The 16,998-nt window shown below is 65.8% G+C and carries 17 protein-coding genes; 11 read left to right on the forward strand and 6 right to left on the reverse strand.

What is annotated here, in order from left to right; all coding sequences use genetic code 11:
• Nucleotides 1-58 precede the first annotated feature (58 nt).
• From AC07XB_RS28590 to rng, 8 genes are all read left to right on the forward strand, one after another.
• Nucleotides 59-784 carry a YebC/PmpR family DNA-binding transcriptional regulator gene (locus tag AC07XB_RS28590; RefSeq protein ID WP_416047880.1) on the forward strand — a complete coding sequence of 242 codons (726 nt, stop codon included), beginning with the start codon at nucleotides 59-61 and terminating at the stop codon, nucleotides 782-784.
• Between the two features lie 105 nt (nucleotides 785-889).
• Nucleotides 890-2,158 (forward strand): phosphoribosylamine--glycine ligase, encoded by a 1,269-nt coding sequence (purD, locus tag AC07XB_RS28595; RefSeq protein ID WP_477134028.1) that lies wholly within the window; start codon nucleotides 890-892, stop codon nucleotides 2,156-2,158.
• A 218-nt stretch (nucleotides 2,159-2,376) separates the two neighbouring features.
• Nucleotides 2,377-3,288 (forward strand): oxygen-dependent coproporphyrinogen oxidase, encoded by a 912-nt coding sequence (gene hemF / locus AC07XB_RS28600; protein ID WP_174423134.1) that lies wholly within the window; start codon nucleotides 2,377-2,379, stop codon nucleotides 3,286-3,288.
• A 10-nt stretch (nucleotides 3,289-3,298) separates the two neighbouring features.
• Nucleotides 3,299-4,069 carry a nicotinate-nucleotide adenylyltransferase gene (locus tag AC07XB_RS28605; RefSeq protein ID WP_253930161.1) on the forward strand — a complete coding sequence of 257 codons (771 nt, stop codon included), beginning with the start codon at nucleotides 3,299-3,301 and terminating at the stop codon, nucleotides 4,067-4,069.
• Nucleotides 4,070-4,085: 16 nt separating this feature from the next.
• Nucleotides 4,086-4,844, forward strand: coding sequence for a ribosome silencing factor (gene rsfS / locus AC07XB_RS28610; RefSeq protein WP_183036055.1), 759 nt, complete (start codon nucleotides 4,086-4,088; stop codon nucleotides 4,842-4,844).
• A gap of 23 nt (nucleotides 4,845-4,867) precedes the next feature.
• Complete coding sequence (gene rlmH / locus AC07XB_RS28615; RefSeq protein ID WP_043344552.1) at nucleotides 4,868-5,338, forward strand: 23S rRNA (pseudouridine(1915)-N(3))-methyltransferase RlmH; 471 nt, start codon at nucleotides 4,868-4,870, stop codon at nucleotides 5,336-5,338.
• A 112-nt stretch (nucleotides 5,339-5,450) separates the two neighbouring features.
• Nucleotides 5,451-6,056, forward strand: coding sequence for a Maf family protein (locus AC07XB_RS28620; RefSeq protein ID WP_492376119.1), 606 nt, complete (start codon nucleotides 5,451-5,453; stop codon nucleotides 6,054-6,056).
• 132 nt (nucleotides 6,057-6,188) lie between these two features.
• Nucleotides 6,189-7,655: a ribonuclease G gene (gene rng, locus AC07XB_RS28625; RefSeq protein ID WP_043344550.1), complete on the forward strand. Its 1,467-nt coding sequence runs from the start codon at nucleotides 6,189-6,191 to the stop codon at nucleotides 7,653-7,655.
• A gap of 12 nt (nucleotides 7,656-7,667) precedes the next feature.
• Here rng and AC07XB_RS28630 read toward each other — a convergent pair whose 3' ends face one another.
• On the reverse strand, nucleotides 7,668-8,330 hold the full coding sequence (locus AC07XB_RS28630) for a TetR/AcrR family transcriptional regulator (protein WP_492830486.1): 663 nt from the start codon (nucleotides 8,328-8,330) through the stop codon (nucleotides 7,668-7,670).
• An 89-nt stretch (nucleotides 8,331-8,419) separates the two neighbouring features.
• Between AC07XB_RS28630 and AC07XB_RS28635 the strand changes: the two genes are divergently transcribed.
• Entirely contained in the window at nucleotides 8,420-9,340 is a 921-nt protein-coding gene (locus AC07XB_RS28635; protein ID WP_492830484.1) for a sterol desaturase family protein, read from the forward strand.
• Nucleotides 9,341-9,458: 118 nt separating this feature from the next.
• Nucleotides 9,459-9,968, forward strand: a complete 510-nt coding sequence (locus AC07XB_RS28640; protein ID WP_492830482.1) for a hypothetical protein — start codon at nucleotides 9,459-9,461, stop codon at nucleotides 9,966-9,968.
• Nucleotides 9,969-9,998: 30 nt separating this feature from the next.
• Here AC07XB_RS28640 and AC07XB_RS28645 read toward each other — a convergent pair whose 3' ends face one another.
• The 4 genes from AC07XB_RS28645 to AC07XB_RS28660 form a co-directional block, all read right to left on the reverse strand.
• The gene (locus AC07XB_RS28645; protein ID WP_492809921.1) at nucleotides 9,999-11,213 is read right to left on the reverse strand and encodes a cation:proton antiporter; all 1,215 of its coding nucleotides are present in this window, start codon (nucleotides 11,211-11,213) and stop codon (nucleotides 9,999-10,001) included.
• Nucleotides 11,214-11,289: 76 nt separating this feature from the next.
• Nucleotides 11,290-11,877, reverse strand: a complete 588-nt coding sequence (locus AC07XB_RS28650; protein ID WP_492373987.1) for a peroxidase-related enzyme — start codon at nucleotides 11,875-11,877, stop codon at nucleotides 11,290-11,292.
• A 95-nt stretch (nucleotides 11,878-11,972) separates the two neighbouring features.
• Nucleotides 11,973-13,742 (reverse strand): lipid A export permease/ATP-binding protein MsbA, encoded by a 1,770-nt coding sequence (gene msbA / locus AC07XB_RS28655; protein ID WP_492373986.1) that lies wholly within the window; start codon nucleotides 13,740-13,742, stop codon nucleotides 11,973-11,975.
• On the reverse strand, nucleotides 13,739-14,989 hold the full coding sequence (locus tag AC07XB_RS28660) for an O-antigen ligase family protein (protein WP_492830480.1): 1,251 nt from the start codon (nucleotides 14,987-14,989) through the stop codon (nucleotides 13,739-13,741). The genes msbA and AC07XB_RS28660 overlap by 4 nt, the downstream gene beginning before the upstream one ends.
• Nucleotides 14,990-15,000: 11 nt before the next feature.
• Here AC07XB_RS28660 and AC07XB_RS28665 point away from each other — a divergent pair, with 11 nt between their 5' ends.
• Nucleotides 15,001-15,768: a glycosyltransferase family 2 protein gene (locus AC07XB_RS28665; RefSeq protein ID WP_492373984.1), complete on the forward strand. Its 768-nt coding sequence runs from the start codon at nucleotides 15,001-15,003 to the stop codon at nucleotides 15,766-15,768.
• Here AC07XB_RS28665 and AC07XB_RS28670 read toward each other — a convergent pair.
• The gene (locus AC07XB_RS28670; RefSeq protein ID WP_492373983.1) at nucleotides 15,716-16,972 is read right to left on the reverse strand and encodes a glycosyltransferase; all 1,257 of its coding nucleotides are present in this window, start codon (nucleotides 16,970-16,972) and stop codon (nucleotides 15,716-15,718) included. The two genes, AC07XB_RS28665 and AC07XB_RS28670, sit on opposite strands and share 53 nt — an antisense overlap.
• Between the last annotated feature and the right edge of the window lie 26 nt (nucleotides 16,973-16,998).

Consider the following 16,998-nt stretch of genomic DNA (forward strand, 5'->3'; position numbering starts at 1 on the left):
CAGCCGGCGCGCAAAGCCAAGGCGCGCGCGTCAAACATTTTCCGCTTCGGAGAGAATCATGGCCGGTCACTCAAAATGGGCCAATATCAAACACAAGAAGGCCGCGGCTGACTCCAAGCGCGGCAAGGTCTGGACCCGCCTGATCAAGGAAATCACCGTCGCCGCGAAGCTCGGCGGCGCTGACCCCGACTCCAACCCGCGCCTGCGCCTGTCCATGGACAAGGCAATGGATGCGAACATGCCCAAGGACAACATCCAGCGCGCCATCCAGCGCGGCGTGGGTGGCCTGGAAGGCGTCAACTACGAAGAAATCCGCTACGAGGGCTACGGCCTTGCCGGCGCGGCGATCATCGTCGACTGCCTGACCGACAACCGTACCCGTACCGTCGCCGAAGTGCGCCATGCCTTCTCCAAGAACGGCGGCAACATGGGTGCGGAAGGCTCCGTGGCGTTCATGTTCACCCATTGCGGCCAGTTCCTGTTCGCCCCCGGCACGCCCGAGGACAAGCTGATGGAAGCCGCGCTGGAAGCCGGCGCCGACGACGTTGTCACCAACGACGACGGCTCGATCGAAGTGCTGTGCCCGCCCAATGATTTCGGCACGGTCAAGGCCGCGCTGGAAGCCGCGGGCTTCAAGGCCGAGATGGCCGACGTCACGATGAAGCCGCAGAACGAAGTCAGCTTCGTCGGCGACGACGCCATCAAGATGCAAAAACTGCTCGACGCCCTGGAAAACCTGGACGACGTGCAGGAAGTCTTCACCAACGCGGTGATCGAGGAGTAAGGCGCGGATCGGGTAAGACCTCGCCTCACGGCGGCAGCGCGGTTCGATGAGCCATGGCTGCCGCTTTTCGCATTTCGCATGCGTCATTTTTTCTGGCAGTAGATCATGAAAGTATTGGTTGTCGGCTCGGGTGGTCGTGAACACGCGATGGCCTGGAAATTGGCCCAGTCGCCCAAGGTGCAGGTGGTGTACGTGGCGCCGGGCAATGGCGGCACCGCGCTCGACAAGCGGCTGCAGAACGTTCCCCTGACCGATCCGGAAGTGCTCGCCGCCTTCGCCGAGCGCGAAGGCGTGAGCTTCACGGTGGTCGGCCCCGAGGCGCCGCTGGCGGCCGGCATCGTCGATATCTTCCGTGCCAAGGGCCTGCGCATCTTCGGCCCGACGCAGGCGGCAGCCCAGCTGGAATCCTCCAAGGATTTCGCCAAGGCCTTCATGCAGCGCCACGGCATCCCGACCGCCGCCTACCAGACCTTCAACGACGCCGCCGCCGCGCACGCGTATATCGATGCGCAAGGCGCGCCGATCGTGATCAAGGCCGACGGCCTGGCCGCCGGCAAGGGCGTGGTGGTTGCCGCCACGCTGGAAGAAGCGCACGCCGCGGTCGACATGATGCTGGCCGACAACCGCCTCGGCGACGCCGGCGCACGCGTGGTGATCGAGGAATTCCTTGAGGGCGAGGAAGCCAGCTTCATCGTGCTGGTAGACGGCAAGAACGTCCTGGCACTCGCCACCAGCCAGGACCACAAGCGCCTGCTCGATCACGACGCCGGCCCCAATACCGGCGGCATGGGCGCGTACTCGCCGGCCCCGGTGGTCACGCCCGCGCTGCATGCCCGCGCGCTGCGCGAGATCATCATGCCGACCGTGCGCGGCATGGAAAAAGACGGCATCACCTACACCGGTTTCCTCTATGCCGGCCTGATGATCGACAGCGAAAGCAACCTGAAGACGCTGGAGTTCAACTGCCGCATGGGCGACCCGGAAACCCAGCCGATCCTGGCGCGCCTGAAGACCGATCTGGTCGACGTGATGGAGCACGCCGTCAACGGCAAGCTCGACGAGATCGAACTGGACTGGGACCGCCGCACCGCGCTGGGCGTGGTGATGGCCGCCTTTGGCTATCCCGATGCGCCGCGCAAGGGCGATGCCATTACAGGCATCCCGGCCGAGACCGACGACAGCGTGACCTTCCACGCCGGCACCACACTCACGGATGGCACGCTGCTGACCACGGGCGGGCGCGTATTGTGCGTGGTCGGGCTGGCCGATACCGTCAAGGCGGCACAGCGCGCGGCTTATGGCGCGGCCGAGAAGATCCACTTCGACGGCATGCAGTACCGTACCGACATCGGCTACCGAGCCATCAAGCGGTAACGGACGATAAATCTACTGCACGACCCATGGCGAGCCCTGCGGTGCCCGCCATGGGCCGCCCACTACGATTTCTTCGCCCTTTACGATGGTTCGTGCTGAATTTGCCGAATCCGGCCAGGCGTTGCCTCAGCCAGTACAATCATGACATCGCTATGACGGCCGGGCAGGTTGACTGACCTGCCCGGCCGTCACCGCTCCGGCTCACCCGCCCGCATACCATGATCGATTCCCAGGCAGTCCGTGCCTATCTGCTCGGTCTGCAAGACCGTATCACCGACGCTGTTGCCGCCATCGACGGCAAGGCGTTTTCGACCGATGCCTGGGAGAAGCCGCCCACCGAGCGCCTGCGCGGCAGCGGCCGCACCCGGATCTTGGAAGGCGGCGCCGTGATGGAGCGGGCCGGCGTGGGCTTCTCGCATGTGCGGGGCGATGCGCTGCCGCCATCGGCTACCGCCAACCGGCCGGAGCTCGCCGGGCGGGGCTTCGAGGCAATGGGCGTGTCGCTGGTGTTCCACCCGCGCAACCCCTTTGTCCCCACCGTGCATATGAACGTGCGCTGCCTGATGGCGGTGAAGGAAGGCGCCGAGCCGGTGTGGTGGTTCGGCGGCGGCATGGACCTGACGCCGTACTACGGCAACGCTGGTGACTGCGCACACTTCCACGCCACCTGCCGCGACGCCCTCGCCCCCTATGGCGATGACCTCTACCCGCGTTTCAAGCAATGGTGCGACGAGTATTTCTTCCTCAAGCACCGCGGCGAAGCGCGCGGCATTGGCGGCATCTTCTTCGATGACTTCTCCGCGCTCGGCTTCGAGCGCAGCTTTGCCATGATGCAATCGGTTGGCGACGCCTTCCTGGACGCCTACCTGCCGATCCTGCAGGCGCGCAAGGACACGGCTTACGGCGAGCGCGAGCGCGAGTTCCAGGCCTACCGGCGCGGCCGCTATGTCGAGTTCAACCTGGTGTTCGACCGCGGCACGCACTTCGGGCTGCAATCGGGCGGCCGCAGCGAGTCGATCCTGATGTCGATGCCGCCGCTGGCCAGCTGGCGCTATGACTGGCAACCGGAACCGGGCAGCGCGGAGGCAGCGCTGTACACGGACTTCCTGCCCGTGCGCGAGTGGGCCTGACGGCAACCCCATGGCACACGACATCGCACGATCGCTCACCGCCAACGCGGCAGACGCAGCAGGCTCGACCAAGAGCCACCGCCCCTACCGCCTCGGCATTCTCGGCGGCACCTTCGATCCGCCCCACATCGGCCACGTGGCGCTCGCCCGCCTGTGCATCGAACATCTCGAACTCGACGAGCTGGTCTGGATCCCGACCGGCCAATCGTGGCAAAAAGGCGACGACGTCACCCCTGCGGCCGACCGCCTCGCCATGACCGAACTGGCCGCGCAGGCATTGTCCGACACCCGCGCGCTGGTCCATGCCAGCCGCATGGAAGTCGACCGCGCCGGCCCCAGCTACACCGTGGATACCGTGCATGAACTGCGCGAGCACTATGGCCCCGATGCCTCGCTGGCGTGGCTCATGGGCGCCGACCAGTTGCTGCGCCTGCACACCTGGCATGGCTGGCAAGAACTGTTCGCGCACGTCCATCTTTGCGTGGCGACGCGGCCCGGTTTCGACCTCGCGGAACTGGACGGTCCGGTGCGCCAGGAGCTCGCGCAACGGCGTGCGTCCACCGACCTGATACAATCCATGCCCTCCGGCCGCATGTGGATCGACCAGACGCTCGCCGTCGACCTCTCCTCCACCGCCCTACGCCAACGCCTGGCTGCCGGACAACCGGCAGATGACCAGCTGCCGTCCGGCGTGGCACACTACATCGCGAGCCGCGGCCTGTATCGGCCGACGCAGTCGGATCTGCCCATCCCGGCCCGCCCCCAAACCGATCTCAGCTGAACTGAAAAAAAGCACCATGGATATTCGCAAACTGCAACGCGCCATCGTCGACGGCCTCGAAGATGTCAAAGCGCAGGACATCAAGGTGTACGACACCACCCACCTGACCGAGCTGTTCGACCGGGTGGTGATCGCCAGCGGGAGCTCGAACCGCCAGACCAAGGCGCTGGCCGCCTCGGTCCGCGATACCGTCAAGGAAGCCGGCGGCCATATCGTTGCGGTGGAAGGGCTGGAAACGGGCGAATGGGTGCTGGTCGACTGCGGCGACGCCGTCGTCCACATCATGCAGCCGCAGCTGCGCATGTACTACAACCTGGAAGAACTCTGGGGTGACAAGCCGGTACGCCTGAAGCTGTCCACGGCCAAGAAGGGCCTGGCCAAGGCCAGCGAGCCGATCGACGGCGAAGATGAAGACGACGCCCCGGTCGTACGCACCGCGCGCCGCGCCACCGGCCTGCGCCCGGCATTGGCCCGTCTGCCCGAAGGCATGAAAGAGCCTTCGCCGCCGCTTGGCCACGAAGATACGGACCCGGACGCCATCGCCACCAACCGCGCCCCGACCGTGCAAAAACGCCTGACCAGCGCGCTGGGCTCGGCACCGGCACGCAAGGCGCCGGCCAAGACGGCCGCGCCGCGCAAGACCGCAGCCGGCACCGGCGTGGCACGCAAGACCGCCACCAAGACGGCTGCGACCAAGACTGCCGCCAAGGCGCCGGCCAAGACGGCGGCCGCCAAGGCTCCGGTCGCGCGCAAGCGCACCACCCGCTCGGCCTGAGCCGGACCGGTCCGCTTCCCGCCATGCAGTTGCTGATCGTGGCCGTTGGCCACAAGATGCCCGGCTGGATCGAAACCGGATTCGCGGAGTACGCGAAGCGCATGCCGCCCGAGCTGCGCATCGAGCTGCGCGAGATCAAGCCCGAGACACGCTCGTCGAGCAATAACGCCACCACCGTGATGCAACGCGAGGCGGCCCGCATCGAGGCAGCACTGCCCAAGCAATGCCGCATTGTGGCGCTGGACGAGCGCGGGCGCGACCTCACCACGGTGCAGCTCGCCGCCCAGCTGGGCGACTGGCAGCGTGAAGGCGGCGATGTCGCCTTCCTGATCGGCGGCGCCGACGGCCTCGATCCCGCCCTGAAGGCTCGCGCTCAGACCCTGCTGCGGCTGTCCAGCCTGACCATGCCGCACGGCATGGTGCGCGTGCTGCTGGCTGAGCAGCTCTATCGCGCCTGGTCGGTCACGCAGAACCACCCCTACCACCGCGCCTGAAACCAGGCGCGCGCCCGTGTCGCGCACCGGGCGAGGCCGAGGGTACAATGCGACCGAAGCGGCGCATGCGCTGCAGCCGCATTTGGCGTGCCCTACCCCCCACTGCCCTGCCGTGACCCATACCTTCCTCTATCTCGCCTCCCAGAGCCCGCGCCGGCGCGAGCTGCTGACCCAGCTTGGCGTTGCCTACGAACTGCTGCTGGCCGACGGCGACGAAGACGCCGAGGCGCTGGAAGTTGTTTTGCCGGGTGAGAGCCCGGACGACTACGTGCAGCGCGTATGCGCGCTCAAGGCCGAAGCCGCGCTGCGCCGGCGCGAGCGGCGCGCCCTGGCCGATGCCCCCATCCTGACCTCGGACACCACCGTCTGCCTGGACGGCGAAATCCTCGGCAAGCCCGCCGACAATGCCGATGCCGCCCGCATGCTGGGCGCCCTGTCCGGGCGCACCCACCGCGTGCTGACCGCGGTAACCGTGGTTTCCGCGCTCGGCCAGCGCCACGCGCTGTCGGTTTCCGAGGTGAGCTTTCGCACCATGGCCGCCGACGAGATTGCCGCCTACGTCGCCAGTGGTGAACCGGCCGGCAAGGCCGGCGCCTATGGCATCCAGGGCCGCGCCGCCGAGTTCGTCGAGCGAATCGACGGCAGCTATTCGGGTATCATGGGTTTGCCCCTGTTCGAGACGGCTTCGCTGCTCAGACAGGCCCATCTGCGGTTCTGAGAACCCCGCCGCCGCCCATCCGTTCGCGCTTCAAGCTGCTGCCACCCTGGCCACGGCAGCGCCCGCGGGAAGCATGGCAGCACACTGCGGACAACCACCTGGCCGGTCAGCCGGCGACGAGTTTCATCCACTATGACTGAAGACATCCTCGTCAACATCACACCGCAGGAAACACGCGTGGCCATCGTGCAGCAGGCCGCCGTGCAGGAACTCCACGTCGAGCGCACGCTGTCGCGCGGGCTCGTCGGCAATATCTACCTTGGCAAGGTCGTGCGCGTGCTGCCCGGCATGCAATCCGCCTTCATCGATATCGGGCTGGAGCGCGCCGCCTTCCTCCACGTCGCCGACATCTGGCACCCGCGCGATCCGGACAAGAACGCCAACGCCGCGCCACTTGCCATCGAGAAGACACTCTACGAAGGCCAGGCCCTGATGGTCCAGGTCATCAAGGACCCGATCGGCACCAAGGGCGCGCGGCTGTCCACACAGGTCAGCATTGCCGGGCGCACCCTGGTCTACCTGCCGCAGGACCCGCACATCGGCATCTCCCAGCGCATCGAGGGCGAGGTCGACCGCGAAGCCCTGCGCGCCCGCGTGCAAGGGCTGGTACCGGCGGATGAGCGCGGCGGCTTCATCGTGCGCACCATCGCCGAGGAATCCAGCAACGAAGAACTCGGCAACGACATTGCCTACCTGCGCAAGATCTGGGCTTCGATCCGCCAGAACGCCACCACGCTGCCCGCGCCCAACCTGCTTTACCAGGACCTCAACCTGGCCCAGCGCGTGTTGCGCGACTTCGTCAACGATGCCACCAACGTGATCCAGGTGGACTCGCGCGAGAACTTCCAGAAGCTGGTCGAGTTCGCCCAGGAGTACACCCCCGCGGTGCTGCCACGCCTGTCGCACTACACCGGCGAGCGCCCCGTCTTCGACCTCTTCAATATCGACGCCGAGATCGAGAAGGCGCTGTCGCGCCGGGTCGACCTGAAGTCCGGCGGCTACCTGATGATCGACCAGACGGAAGCCATGACCACCATCGACGTCAACACCGGTGGCTACGTCGGCGCGCGCAACTTCGACGACACGATCTTCAAGACCAACCTGGAAGCGGCGCATACGATTGCGCGCCAGCTGCGGCTGCGCAACCTGGGCGGCATCATCATCATCGATTTCATCGATATGGAAAACACCGAGCACCGCGACCAGGTGCTCTCGGAACTCAAGCGCGCGCTGTCGCGCGACCGCACCCGCATCACAGTCAACAGCTTCTCGCAGCTCGGGCTGGTGGAGATGACCCGCAAGCGCACGCGCGAGTCTCTCGCGCACGTGCTGTGCGAGCAGTGCCCCGTGTGCACGGGCAAGGGCCAGGTCAAGACGCCGCGCACGGTCTGCTACGACATCCTGCGCGAGATCATGCGCGAATCACGCCAGTTCAACCCGCGCGAGTTCCGCATCCTTGGCTCGCAGCACGTGATCGATTTGTTCCTGGAGGAAGAAAGCCAGCATCTGGCCATGCTCGGCGACTTCATCGGCAAGCCAATCTCGCTGCAGGTGGAATCGACGTTCCACCAGGAACAGTACGACATCATTTTGATGTGATCAGGAACGGCATCAGGCACCCCTCGCGGCTGCCTGATGCTGCGCGGCACCCTCATTCAGGAATCCCCGGATCAAGCGCACCAGGTTGTCCTCCAGTTCAGGATCGGCCAGCAGGGTTTCGTCCGCCGCCAGCGCGCTGCGCATCACGCCCATGACGGCCTGCGTCAGGACGAAGGCGGCCATCGGCCGCATGACAAGCGCGCGGTTCTCGGCGTCCACGGCGTGGCCCGAACTGAGCCACTGCGCGACCTGCGCCGCGGAGCCTTCCAGCGCCTGCCTGCTGCCCGAGGCCAGCGCTACCTCCAGCAAGAGCTTGCGCACGCGGTGACGGCCGCCAAACGCACTTAGCAATGCACGCACCAACAGCCTGGCGCGCGCCGTCGGATCGGGCGTGCCGGGCTTGCTGAGCAAGAGGCCCAGGCGCCCCATCACGCTCTCGATCTCCCGACGCCCCAGTGCTTCCATCACTTCCTGCTTGTTCGAGAAATACTGGTAAAGCGTACCGATGCTGATACCGGCCACCTCGGCAATCCGGTTGGTGCTCACCCCCTCCAGCCCCTCCTTGTCCAGGAGGCGGATGGTCGACTCAAATATGAGTTCCAGCTTCTCCAGGGACCGCGCTTGCATCGGCCGGCGCCGCTTCGGGCCGTTGTCTACAGGGGTTTGCAGGGTCATGGCGTGGACTCCGGAACGCGAGTAAGCAAACATGATACTAGCTCATATAATCATCCGCATACTATCCCCTTCATGCTCCGGGAGCGGTCATGACCCGTCTGGAAATCCTTCAGCTCTATGCCTTGCCGGTGGTGGTCGGCGCGTCCCTGATGGAAGCGCTGGTGCTGCACTGGCGCAAGCCCGGCACGTTCGACTGGCATGAGGCGTGGCTGTCGCTGGTAGACCTGGCCGGGCGCAAGATCCTGGTCTTCCTGCCCTTGTCGCTGGCGGCGCCCATATTCGCGCTAGCCTGGGAACACCGCCTGCAAACGATCGTGCTCAACAGCTGGCTGCTGGGCGTGGCCTTGTTCATCGGCCAGGAGTTCTGCTACTACTGGTACCATCGCGCGGCGCATCGCGTGCGCTTCTTCTGGGCCACGCATGCCGTCCATCACTCGCCTAACCAGCTCACCTTGTCGACGGCTTACCGCCTTGGCTGGACCGGCAAGCTGACGGGCACCACGCTGTTCTTCACACCCCTGGTGTGGCTGGGCTTTCCGCCCGAGGTGGTGATCGCGACCTTGTCGCTGAACCTGCTCTATCAATTCTGGATTCACGCGACCTGGATCCCGCGGCTCGGCTGGCTGGAATATGTCCTGAATACGCCGTCCGCGCATCGGGTTCATCACGCCGCCAATATCGAATACCTGGATGCCAACTTCGGCGGCGTGCTGATCGTCTTCGACAGGCTCTTCGGCACCTACGTGGCAGAGCGCGACGACGTGCCGTGCCACTATGGGCTGGTCACCCCGATGCGCTCGCGCAATCCGCTGCGTGTCGAGTTCCAGCAGTGGCTCGACCTTGGACGGGACCTCGCGCAAGCACGCAGCCTGGGGGCGATGCTCGGCTTTCTCTTCCTGCCGCCCGGCTGGCGCCCCGACGGACAGGGCCACACCACCGAAGCGCTTCGCCGTCAGCTCGCGCTTGTCCGCCCGCTTGCCTCGAAGGGCAGCGGCGCCTCGCCGAAGTAGCGAGAGCGGTGCGCGTGCGCACGCTTTCCTCTCGCCTTCCTTGCCCCATCCTCTATAAATATGGAGACAGGTGGCCGCATTCAGATTGCCTCGCGGGCACCGGGCGCAAGGAGTCACCATGAAGAAGAAGCGCTTGCTGTTGTGGCCGTTAGCTGCCGCATTGGCGGCATGCACGGTGACATTGCCTCCCCCCTCCCCACCGGCTGCGCGCGTACCCGAGACACAAAAGGCCCCCGCCCCCGTGGCGCGGGAACGCGCCACGCCTATTCCCCCGCACGACATCGATATCGCCGCCGATTGCCAGCGCACGGAGGAAGACGGCTTTCGCGAGGATGCCCATATGCGGGTGGCCAGCAACGATGTGCGCAGCCTGAGCTGGAAGCTGTGGGTGGGCCGGCATGGTTCCTGCCACTTCGATCTCACCGAGTTCCGCCAGGTGCGCAAGACCCCGCATATCGAACTGCAGGCGATCGATGGCAGCGGTTGCACGCTAATGGTCTGGCAGGACCCGCGGCGCGTCACGCTGGCGCATGCGCATTGCGAGCAGCATTGCACCCCGGGTATCTACGAACAGGCGTGGCCGGTGCTGTTCGATCCGCGCAGCGGCACATGCGCGCAGATCCGCTAGCGCTGCCGGGCTGTTGACGGCAAGCGCGGCTCAGCGCTCGCGCAAGCGCGCCGCCGTGCGCGTCAGCGGCTTGGCCAGCACGGTGGTGGCCAGCGCCATCAGCAGCAGGCCGGAGAAGGCCGTCATGCCGATCAGCCCGGCTTCGAACAAGATTCCCAGCACAACCACTTCCATCAGCCCCTTGGTCTGGACCAGCGCGCCCAGCATCCAGGCCTCGCGCCGCGGCAGGCCGGCCAGGCGCGCCGGCAATGCGGTTCCGACCACCTTGCCGGCCACCGCGACCATGGTACTCAGGCCGAACACCAAAAGCGTCGCCTGACCGCCGATGGCGATGTCGGTACGCAGCCCGGTCATCAGGAAAAAGAACGGCATCAGGACCACCACGGTGGCGGGCTCGAGCTGGCGCCGGAGCTCGCCGGCCGCATCGCGCGGCAGCACGACGCCAGCGAGAAAGCCACCGAGGATGTAGTGCAGGCCGATCGATTCGGAAATCAGCGCCGAGCCGAAGATCAGCACCGCGACCAGCGCCAGGCGCGCGTCGTTGGTGGCCATCCGCGGCAGCATGCGCGCCAGCAGCGGGCGTACCAGCCACAGCATCGCACCAACGTAGGCAAGGCCCAGGCAAGCCAGCCGCAGGAAGTCATAGGTAGAGGAACGGCCCGCGCTGGCAAGGATGCCCGACAGCACCAGCCAGATGGCCGCATCGCTGAAGGCGGCGCAGCCGACCGCCAGCTGGCCGGGCACGGAGTCGGACAGCTTCATTTCCCGCAGGATGGCCCCCAGCACCGGCAGCGCCGTCACCGCCATGGAAACCCCCACGGCGAAAGCGAATTGCCAGGCGGATGCCGCATGCCCCACGGCACCCGGCGTGGCGTAGGCCAGCCAGGCGCCGGCTGCCGTGCCGAGCGCGAACGGCACCAGCACGCTGCCCAGCGCGGCCGCCATCGCTATGCGCCGTATCCCTGGCTGCTGCGCGCCACCGATGTGCAAGCCAGAGAGAAAGGCAAACAGCACCACCGCCAGCCATTGCAGCCCGGAGAGCGCGGATAGCTGCGCCGGCCCGAACAGGGCCTGCCAGCCTTGCGGCCACAGCGCGCCAAGCAGGGATGGCCCGAGCAGGATACCGCCCACGATCTGCATGGCCACCAGCGGCACAATGCTGCCGATGCGCAGCCCGCGCCACAGGATGAACGGTGTACCGACCACAAGGCAGGCCTGGGCAAAGAAGAGCGAGACGGGATTCAAGGCGACGGGCGGATCGAGAGAAGTGGAACAAGGAGGCGGGCGCGCCAGGCGCCCACCGAGCGTGCATCCAGAGGCGCTACTTAGCCTTCGGCACGCGCCCCATCAGGTAGAACTCTTCGTTCGGCCGCATGCTGATGGTATTCGCCATGCGGTTGGACAGGCCGAAGAAGGCGGTGATGGCAGCGATATCCCAGGCATCCTCGTGGCTGAACCCATGCTTGGCCAATGCCGCGAAATCGGCATCGCCAACCTCGGCCGAGGCCTCGCAGACCTTGAGGGCGAAGTCGAGCATGGCGCGCTGGCGCGGCGTGATGTCGGCCTTGCGGTAATTGACGGCCACCTGGTCGGCCAGCGTCGGCTTTTTCTCGTAGATGCGCAGGATGGCGCCGTGCGCCACCACGCAGTACAGGCACTGGTTGGCGCCCGAAGTGGCCACCACGATCATCTCGCGCTCGCCCTTGGAGAGGCCGCCCTCCTTGAGCATCAGCGCATCGTGGTAGGCAAAGAAGGCGCGGAACTCATCCGGCCGGTGGGCCAGCGTCAGGAACACGTTCGGCACGAAGCCGGCCTTGTCCTGGACTTCCACGATGCGAGCCCGGATGTCCTCGGGCAGGTCGGCGATGGCGGGAACCGGGTAACGGCTCAGTGGCGGCGATGCGGTCATGGTGGTCTCCTTCGGGGTGTTCCCCTCTTTGCACTGCGCATGAACCGCCCGCGCTAGCTGCCGCGGGCAGCGGGAATCTGGCCGGCTGCGCCGGCTTACTGGGTGGCGAACTGGATCCTGTGCAGCCCGGCGTAGAGTCCCTCGGCCGAGAGCAGTTCGTCGTGGGTGCCATGCTCCGCCACCCGCCCGTGGTCGAGCACCACGATGCGATCGGCGTTCTCGATGGTGGACAGGCGGTGCGCGATGACCAGCGTTGTGCGGCCAACCATCAGGGCTTCCAGCGCGGCCTGCACCTGGCGCTCCGATTCGGAGTCGAGCGCCGAGGTGGCTTCATCGAGAATCAGGATCGGCGCGTCCTTGTACAGCGCGCGCGCGATCGCCATGCGCTGGCGCTGGCCGCCGGACAGCTTCATGCCGTTGTCGCCGATATTGGTCTCGAGCCCTTGCGGCAGGCCCTTGATCACATCGGTCAGGTAAGCGGCGGCCAGCGCGCGCTCGACACGCGCCATGTCGATCTGCGCCGCCGGATGCACGCCATAGGCCACATTGGCGGCAACCGTGTCGTTGAACAGCACCACGTCCTGGCTGACAAAGGCAATCTGGCGGCGCAGGTCATGCAGCGAGAACGCGTCGATGGTCTTGCCGTCCAGCAAGATGCGGCCCTCGGTCGGGTCGAAGAAGCGCGGCACCAGGTTGACCAGCGTGGTCTTGCCGCTGCCCGACGGCCCCACCAGCGCCACGACTTCACCGGCGCTGACGTTGAAGTTGATGTTGTCCAATGCCGGGCGGGCGGCCTCGCCGTAGCGGAAGCCCACCTTCTCGAACACCAGTTCGCCACGCGCGCGCTCGAGCGGCAGGCCGCCATCTTGCGGCTCGATCGGCTCATCGATCAGGCCGAAGATCATCTCGGCCGCGGTCAGGCCGCGCTGCAGCGGCTGGTTCAGGTCGGTCAGGTGCTTGAGCGGCGAGACCAGCAGCAGCATCGCCATCACAAAGCCGGTGAAGCTGCCCACCGTGGTGTGGTTGGTCTGCGACTGGATCATCGCTATGGTGAGGATGACAGACAGCGCCAGCGCCGCCAGGAATGCCGTGACGGGCTGGTTCAGCCCGCCTGCCACTGCCATGCGCATGGAATAGCCACGCAGGCGCTCGGCCATGGCCGCGAAACGCGACGTCTCATAAGCCTCGCCGCCATGCAGCTTGACCACCTTGTAGCCACCAGCGGCTTCCTCGACCACGTAGGCGGCGGTGTTGGTCAGCGCCTGGTGATCGCGATTAAGGCGCCGCAGGCGGCGATTGACCTTGGCCATGACGAAACCGATCACCGGCAGGATCACCGCCACCACCAGCGTCAGGCTCCAGTTGGTATAGAACAGGTAGACCAGCAGCGCCAACACGGTGAGCGAATCGCGCACCAGGGTGATCAGCACGCCGGTCAGGATCTGCATGACCTGGTTGACCTCGAAGATCACCGCATTGATCAGCGAGGCCGCGGTATTGCGGTGGTAGAACAGCGCGGGCGCATGCAGCATGCGCTCGAACATCTGCATACGCATTTTCAGCAGCACCCGGTTGGAGATCAGGGCGAGCAGGTAGCCGGAGGCGAACTGCGCCACCCCGCGTACCAGCGCCACGCCAATCAGCAGGGCCGGCACGTGCCAGAGCTTGCCGGCATATGCGCCGCCGAAACCGTTGTCGAGCAGGTCATTGACGACCTTGGGCATGATCCCTTCGGCGCCAGCCACTGCCGCCATCGCGATAATGGCAACGATGAAGACGCGCATTTCCGGACGCAGGTAGGACCAGACTCGCTTCAGGGTGTCGGCTTCCTGTGCCGGGGGCGCATTTTGTTCTTGGACTTTCACGTTTTCTCCACCCCGTCGGCGCGGGGATACTTTGCTTGTACCGCGGCCAGCCCGAGCAACAGCCCGATGATGCCGGCATAAAAAACAATATTTGCCTGGTGCGCCATCGTCACCTGTGTCAGGCCGCTGATCAGGCTGGCCATGACGACGGCCAGGCCGGAGGCTGCGAGGCATTCGCCCCGCTCATCGCCCTGGCGGCGGCTATGGCACAAGAGTCCGAAGAACAGCCAGGCCGGCACCAAGAAGATGGACATGACTGCCAACAGACCAGGCAAGCCCATGGTGGAAAGCGCCTCCATCACGTCGTTGTGGGCATGCTCCAGGCAATATTGGTGGCTGTGATCTGCCTGGCAGGCAGGCAGCGCCTCCGTGAGATCACCGAAGCGGCTCAATCCTATCCCCGTCCAGGGATGCGCTTCGAACGCCTTCGCCGCCAGTTGCCACATGAACAAGCGCGCTCCCGTGGAGGAGTCTGCGTTGCCGGCTTTAAACCCTGCGATCTCCTGTCCGACCGCGTCTACACGCGTGGCGACAGGGCTGCCGGGCAACGCATAGAGCGCAGCGGCAAGCGCCACCATCAACACCACCATGCCGAGAAATGCCGGCAGCCTGATCTGGCGATAGCGCACGACCAACATCGGTACCGTGGTCACGGCCAATGCCAGCCAAGCGCCGCGCGAACCATTGAGGATCAGCACCGTACTTGCCACCAGCAGGCTCCCCCAGGCCAGCGCGTGGTCGCGCCGAAGCCGGCCGGGCCGGGCGAAACCGATCAGACCAAACGCGGCAACCATGCTCGCGAAGGCAATCGGCTGAGTCCAGGCCGCAGGCCGTGGGATGTGCAGCACCAGCAACTGATACACCACAATCAGTAAGCAGGACACCAATGCCACCGGGATGCCGTACCAGAGCATGCGGCTGTCCGGGCGAAAGCGCAGCACCGCCAGGCAGGTCAGGAAGGCAAGCAGCACGCGCGTCGGGTTATCGACCGCACTCCAGCGCAAGCCGAAGATCACCTTGGATGTTAGGCACACCACGAGTACCGCTAGAATGGCTAGCCCCAGGGGAACAAGCAGGCCGCGATAGCGCGCCATGGCCGGGCCCATGCCTCGCCAGCCCAGCAGCACGGCCAGCACCACCGCGGCGACGAAAACACCCGCGCCTCGCGGCACGCTCAGTAGCAGTATGGGGAAAGCAAAGACCAGCCCGTTAGCCAGCCATGCCTGTTTGGTCGCACGAAACACCATAAGCAAGCTCTATGAAAATCTCAGTCGTACTGATTACAAAAAACGAGGCACACAACATCCGGGAGTGCCTGGAAAGCGTGTCCTGGTGCGACCGCGCGATTATAGTGGATTCAGGTAGCCGGGACGGCACGGTCGAGCTGGCCCGGAGCCTGGGCGCGGAGGTCTTCGAAACCGAGCACTGGCCTGGCTTCGGCGCCCAGAAAAACCTGGCGGTATCCAAGGCCGACGGCGACTGGATCTTCTCCATCGACGCGGACGAACGGGTCACCCCCGAGCTGCGCGACGAAATTCTCGCCGCAGTGGCGTCCGGCCAGTCCGATGCGTACGAGGTACCTAGGCTGTCGCGCTTTTGCGGCCGCTTCATCCGCCACGGCGGCTGGTACCCCGACTACGTCACACGGCTGTTCCGCCGTGGCCACGCCCGCTTCACCGACGATCTCGTGCATGAGCGCGTGATAGCCGATGCACCAGTCGGCAGGCTCAATTCGCCATTGCTGCATTACACCTACGACGATTTCTCGCAGGTGCTGCAAAAGATCGACAAATACTCCAGCCTCGGCGCCCAGCAGGGCTTCGCGCGCGGCAAGACGGCGTCGCCCGCCAGCGCCGTGCTGCATGGCGCCTGGGCGTTCCTGCGCACCTACCTGCTGCGCCGCGGTTTCCTGGACGGCGCGCAGGGGCTCGGTGTGGCGCTGATGAATGGCCAGGCCAGCTACTACAAGTACATCAAGCTATGGTACCTGCAGCAGAAGAGCGAGCAGCAGGCGCCCCCACGGTAGGGGCTGCCGCGCCTGCCTGAGGCACGCCCAGCAAGTCCTCAACGCAAGCGCTGAAGGCCGCCGAGGTGGGGCCAAAGCCCATCTGCTCGATGTGCACAGCCGCATAGGCCAGCAGCCGGGCGCGCAGCGGCGCGTCCTCGAGCCCGCGGCGGATCGCCTCCGCCAGCGCGGGCACATCGCCAACCGGCGTCAGCAGGCCAGCCTTGCCCTCGGCCAGGATCTCGCGCGGGCCCACCGGGCAATCGGTACTCACCACCAACTGGCCCAGCGCCATGCCTTCAAGAAGCACATTGGGCAGCCCCTCCATCTTGGAGCTGAACGCCATCAGCCGCGCATGGTGGATCCATGCATAGGGATTGGCCTGGAAACCGGCAAAGCTGACGCGCTCGCTGATGCCGAGCTCGCGCGCGAGCGCTTCGAGCCGGCCGCGCGAAGCGCCGTCGCCCACCAGCACAAGCCGCTCGCACAAGCCCGTGCCCCTGACCAGCGCCGCGTAGGCCCGCAGCAGCGTGGTGAAATCCTTCTGGCTTTCTTCCAGCCGCCCCACCGAAACAATGTAGGGATGCGCCGGCGGCTTGAACGGCGCCTTGCCGAGCGCACGGATGCGATCGAGGTCAGTGGCGTTGTACAGGCGGATGAATTTGTCGGCGGCCTCGGGAATCAGCGCCCGCGCATCGGCCAGCATGCTGTCGTTGAGCACCACGATGCGGTCATAGTGCTCACGGCACTGGCGTCGCAGCTTGCGCAGCTTGCGGCGGTTCTCGCGCTCCAGGTGTGCCACGCTGAAATGCTGGTAGCCGATCATCGGCACCGGCAGGCGACCGGTCAGCCGCGACAGCGACATGTCGTAGTCGATCACCAGGTCATAGTCCCGCGCGATACCGCGAAAGCGCCGGTTGACCAGCGGCTTGCGCAGCGGCGGCAACAACACTTCTTCATAGATCTTGCCCAACGGGCCCAGCTTGCCGGCTTTTTTCAATTGCCGGCAGCGCGAGAGCCAGGCCTCCGGCGCGAGGATATGGATCTTGACGTCCGGCGGCAACATGGCGCGGAAATGCGTCTCCAGCGCTTCGGTCGGATAGGTCAGCGTCAGGCCGATCTCGAAGCGCTCTCGATCCAGCGAGGCCAGCAGCGACACCAGCGAGGTCTCGATGCCGCCGCGCAGGAAGTGGGTCAGGTGGAAGAGGATGCGTTGCTTGGCCATGCGGGGCTTGTGTGATCCATGAAAAG

The organism is Cupriavidus sp. GW821-FHT02F09 (genome assembly GCF_059421605.1).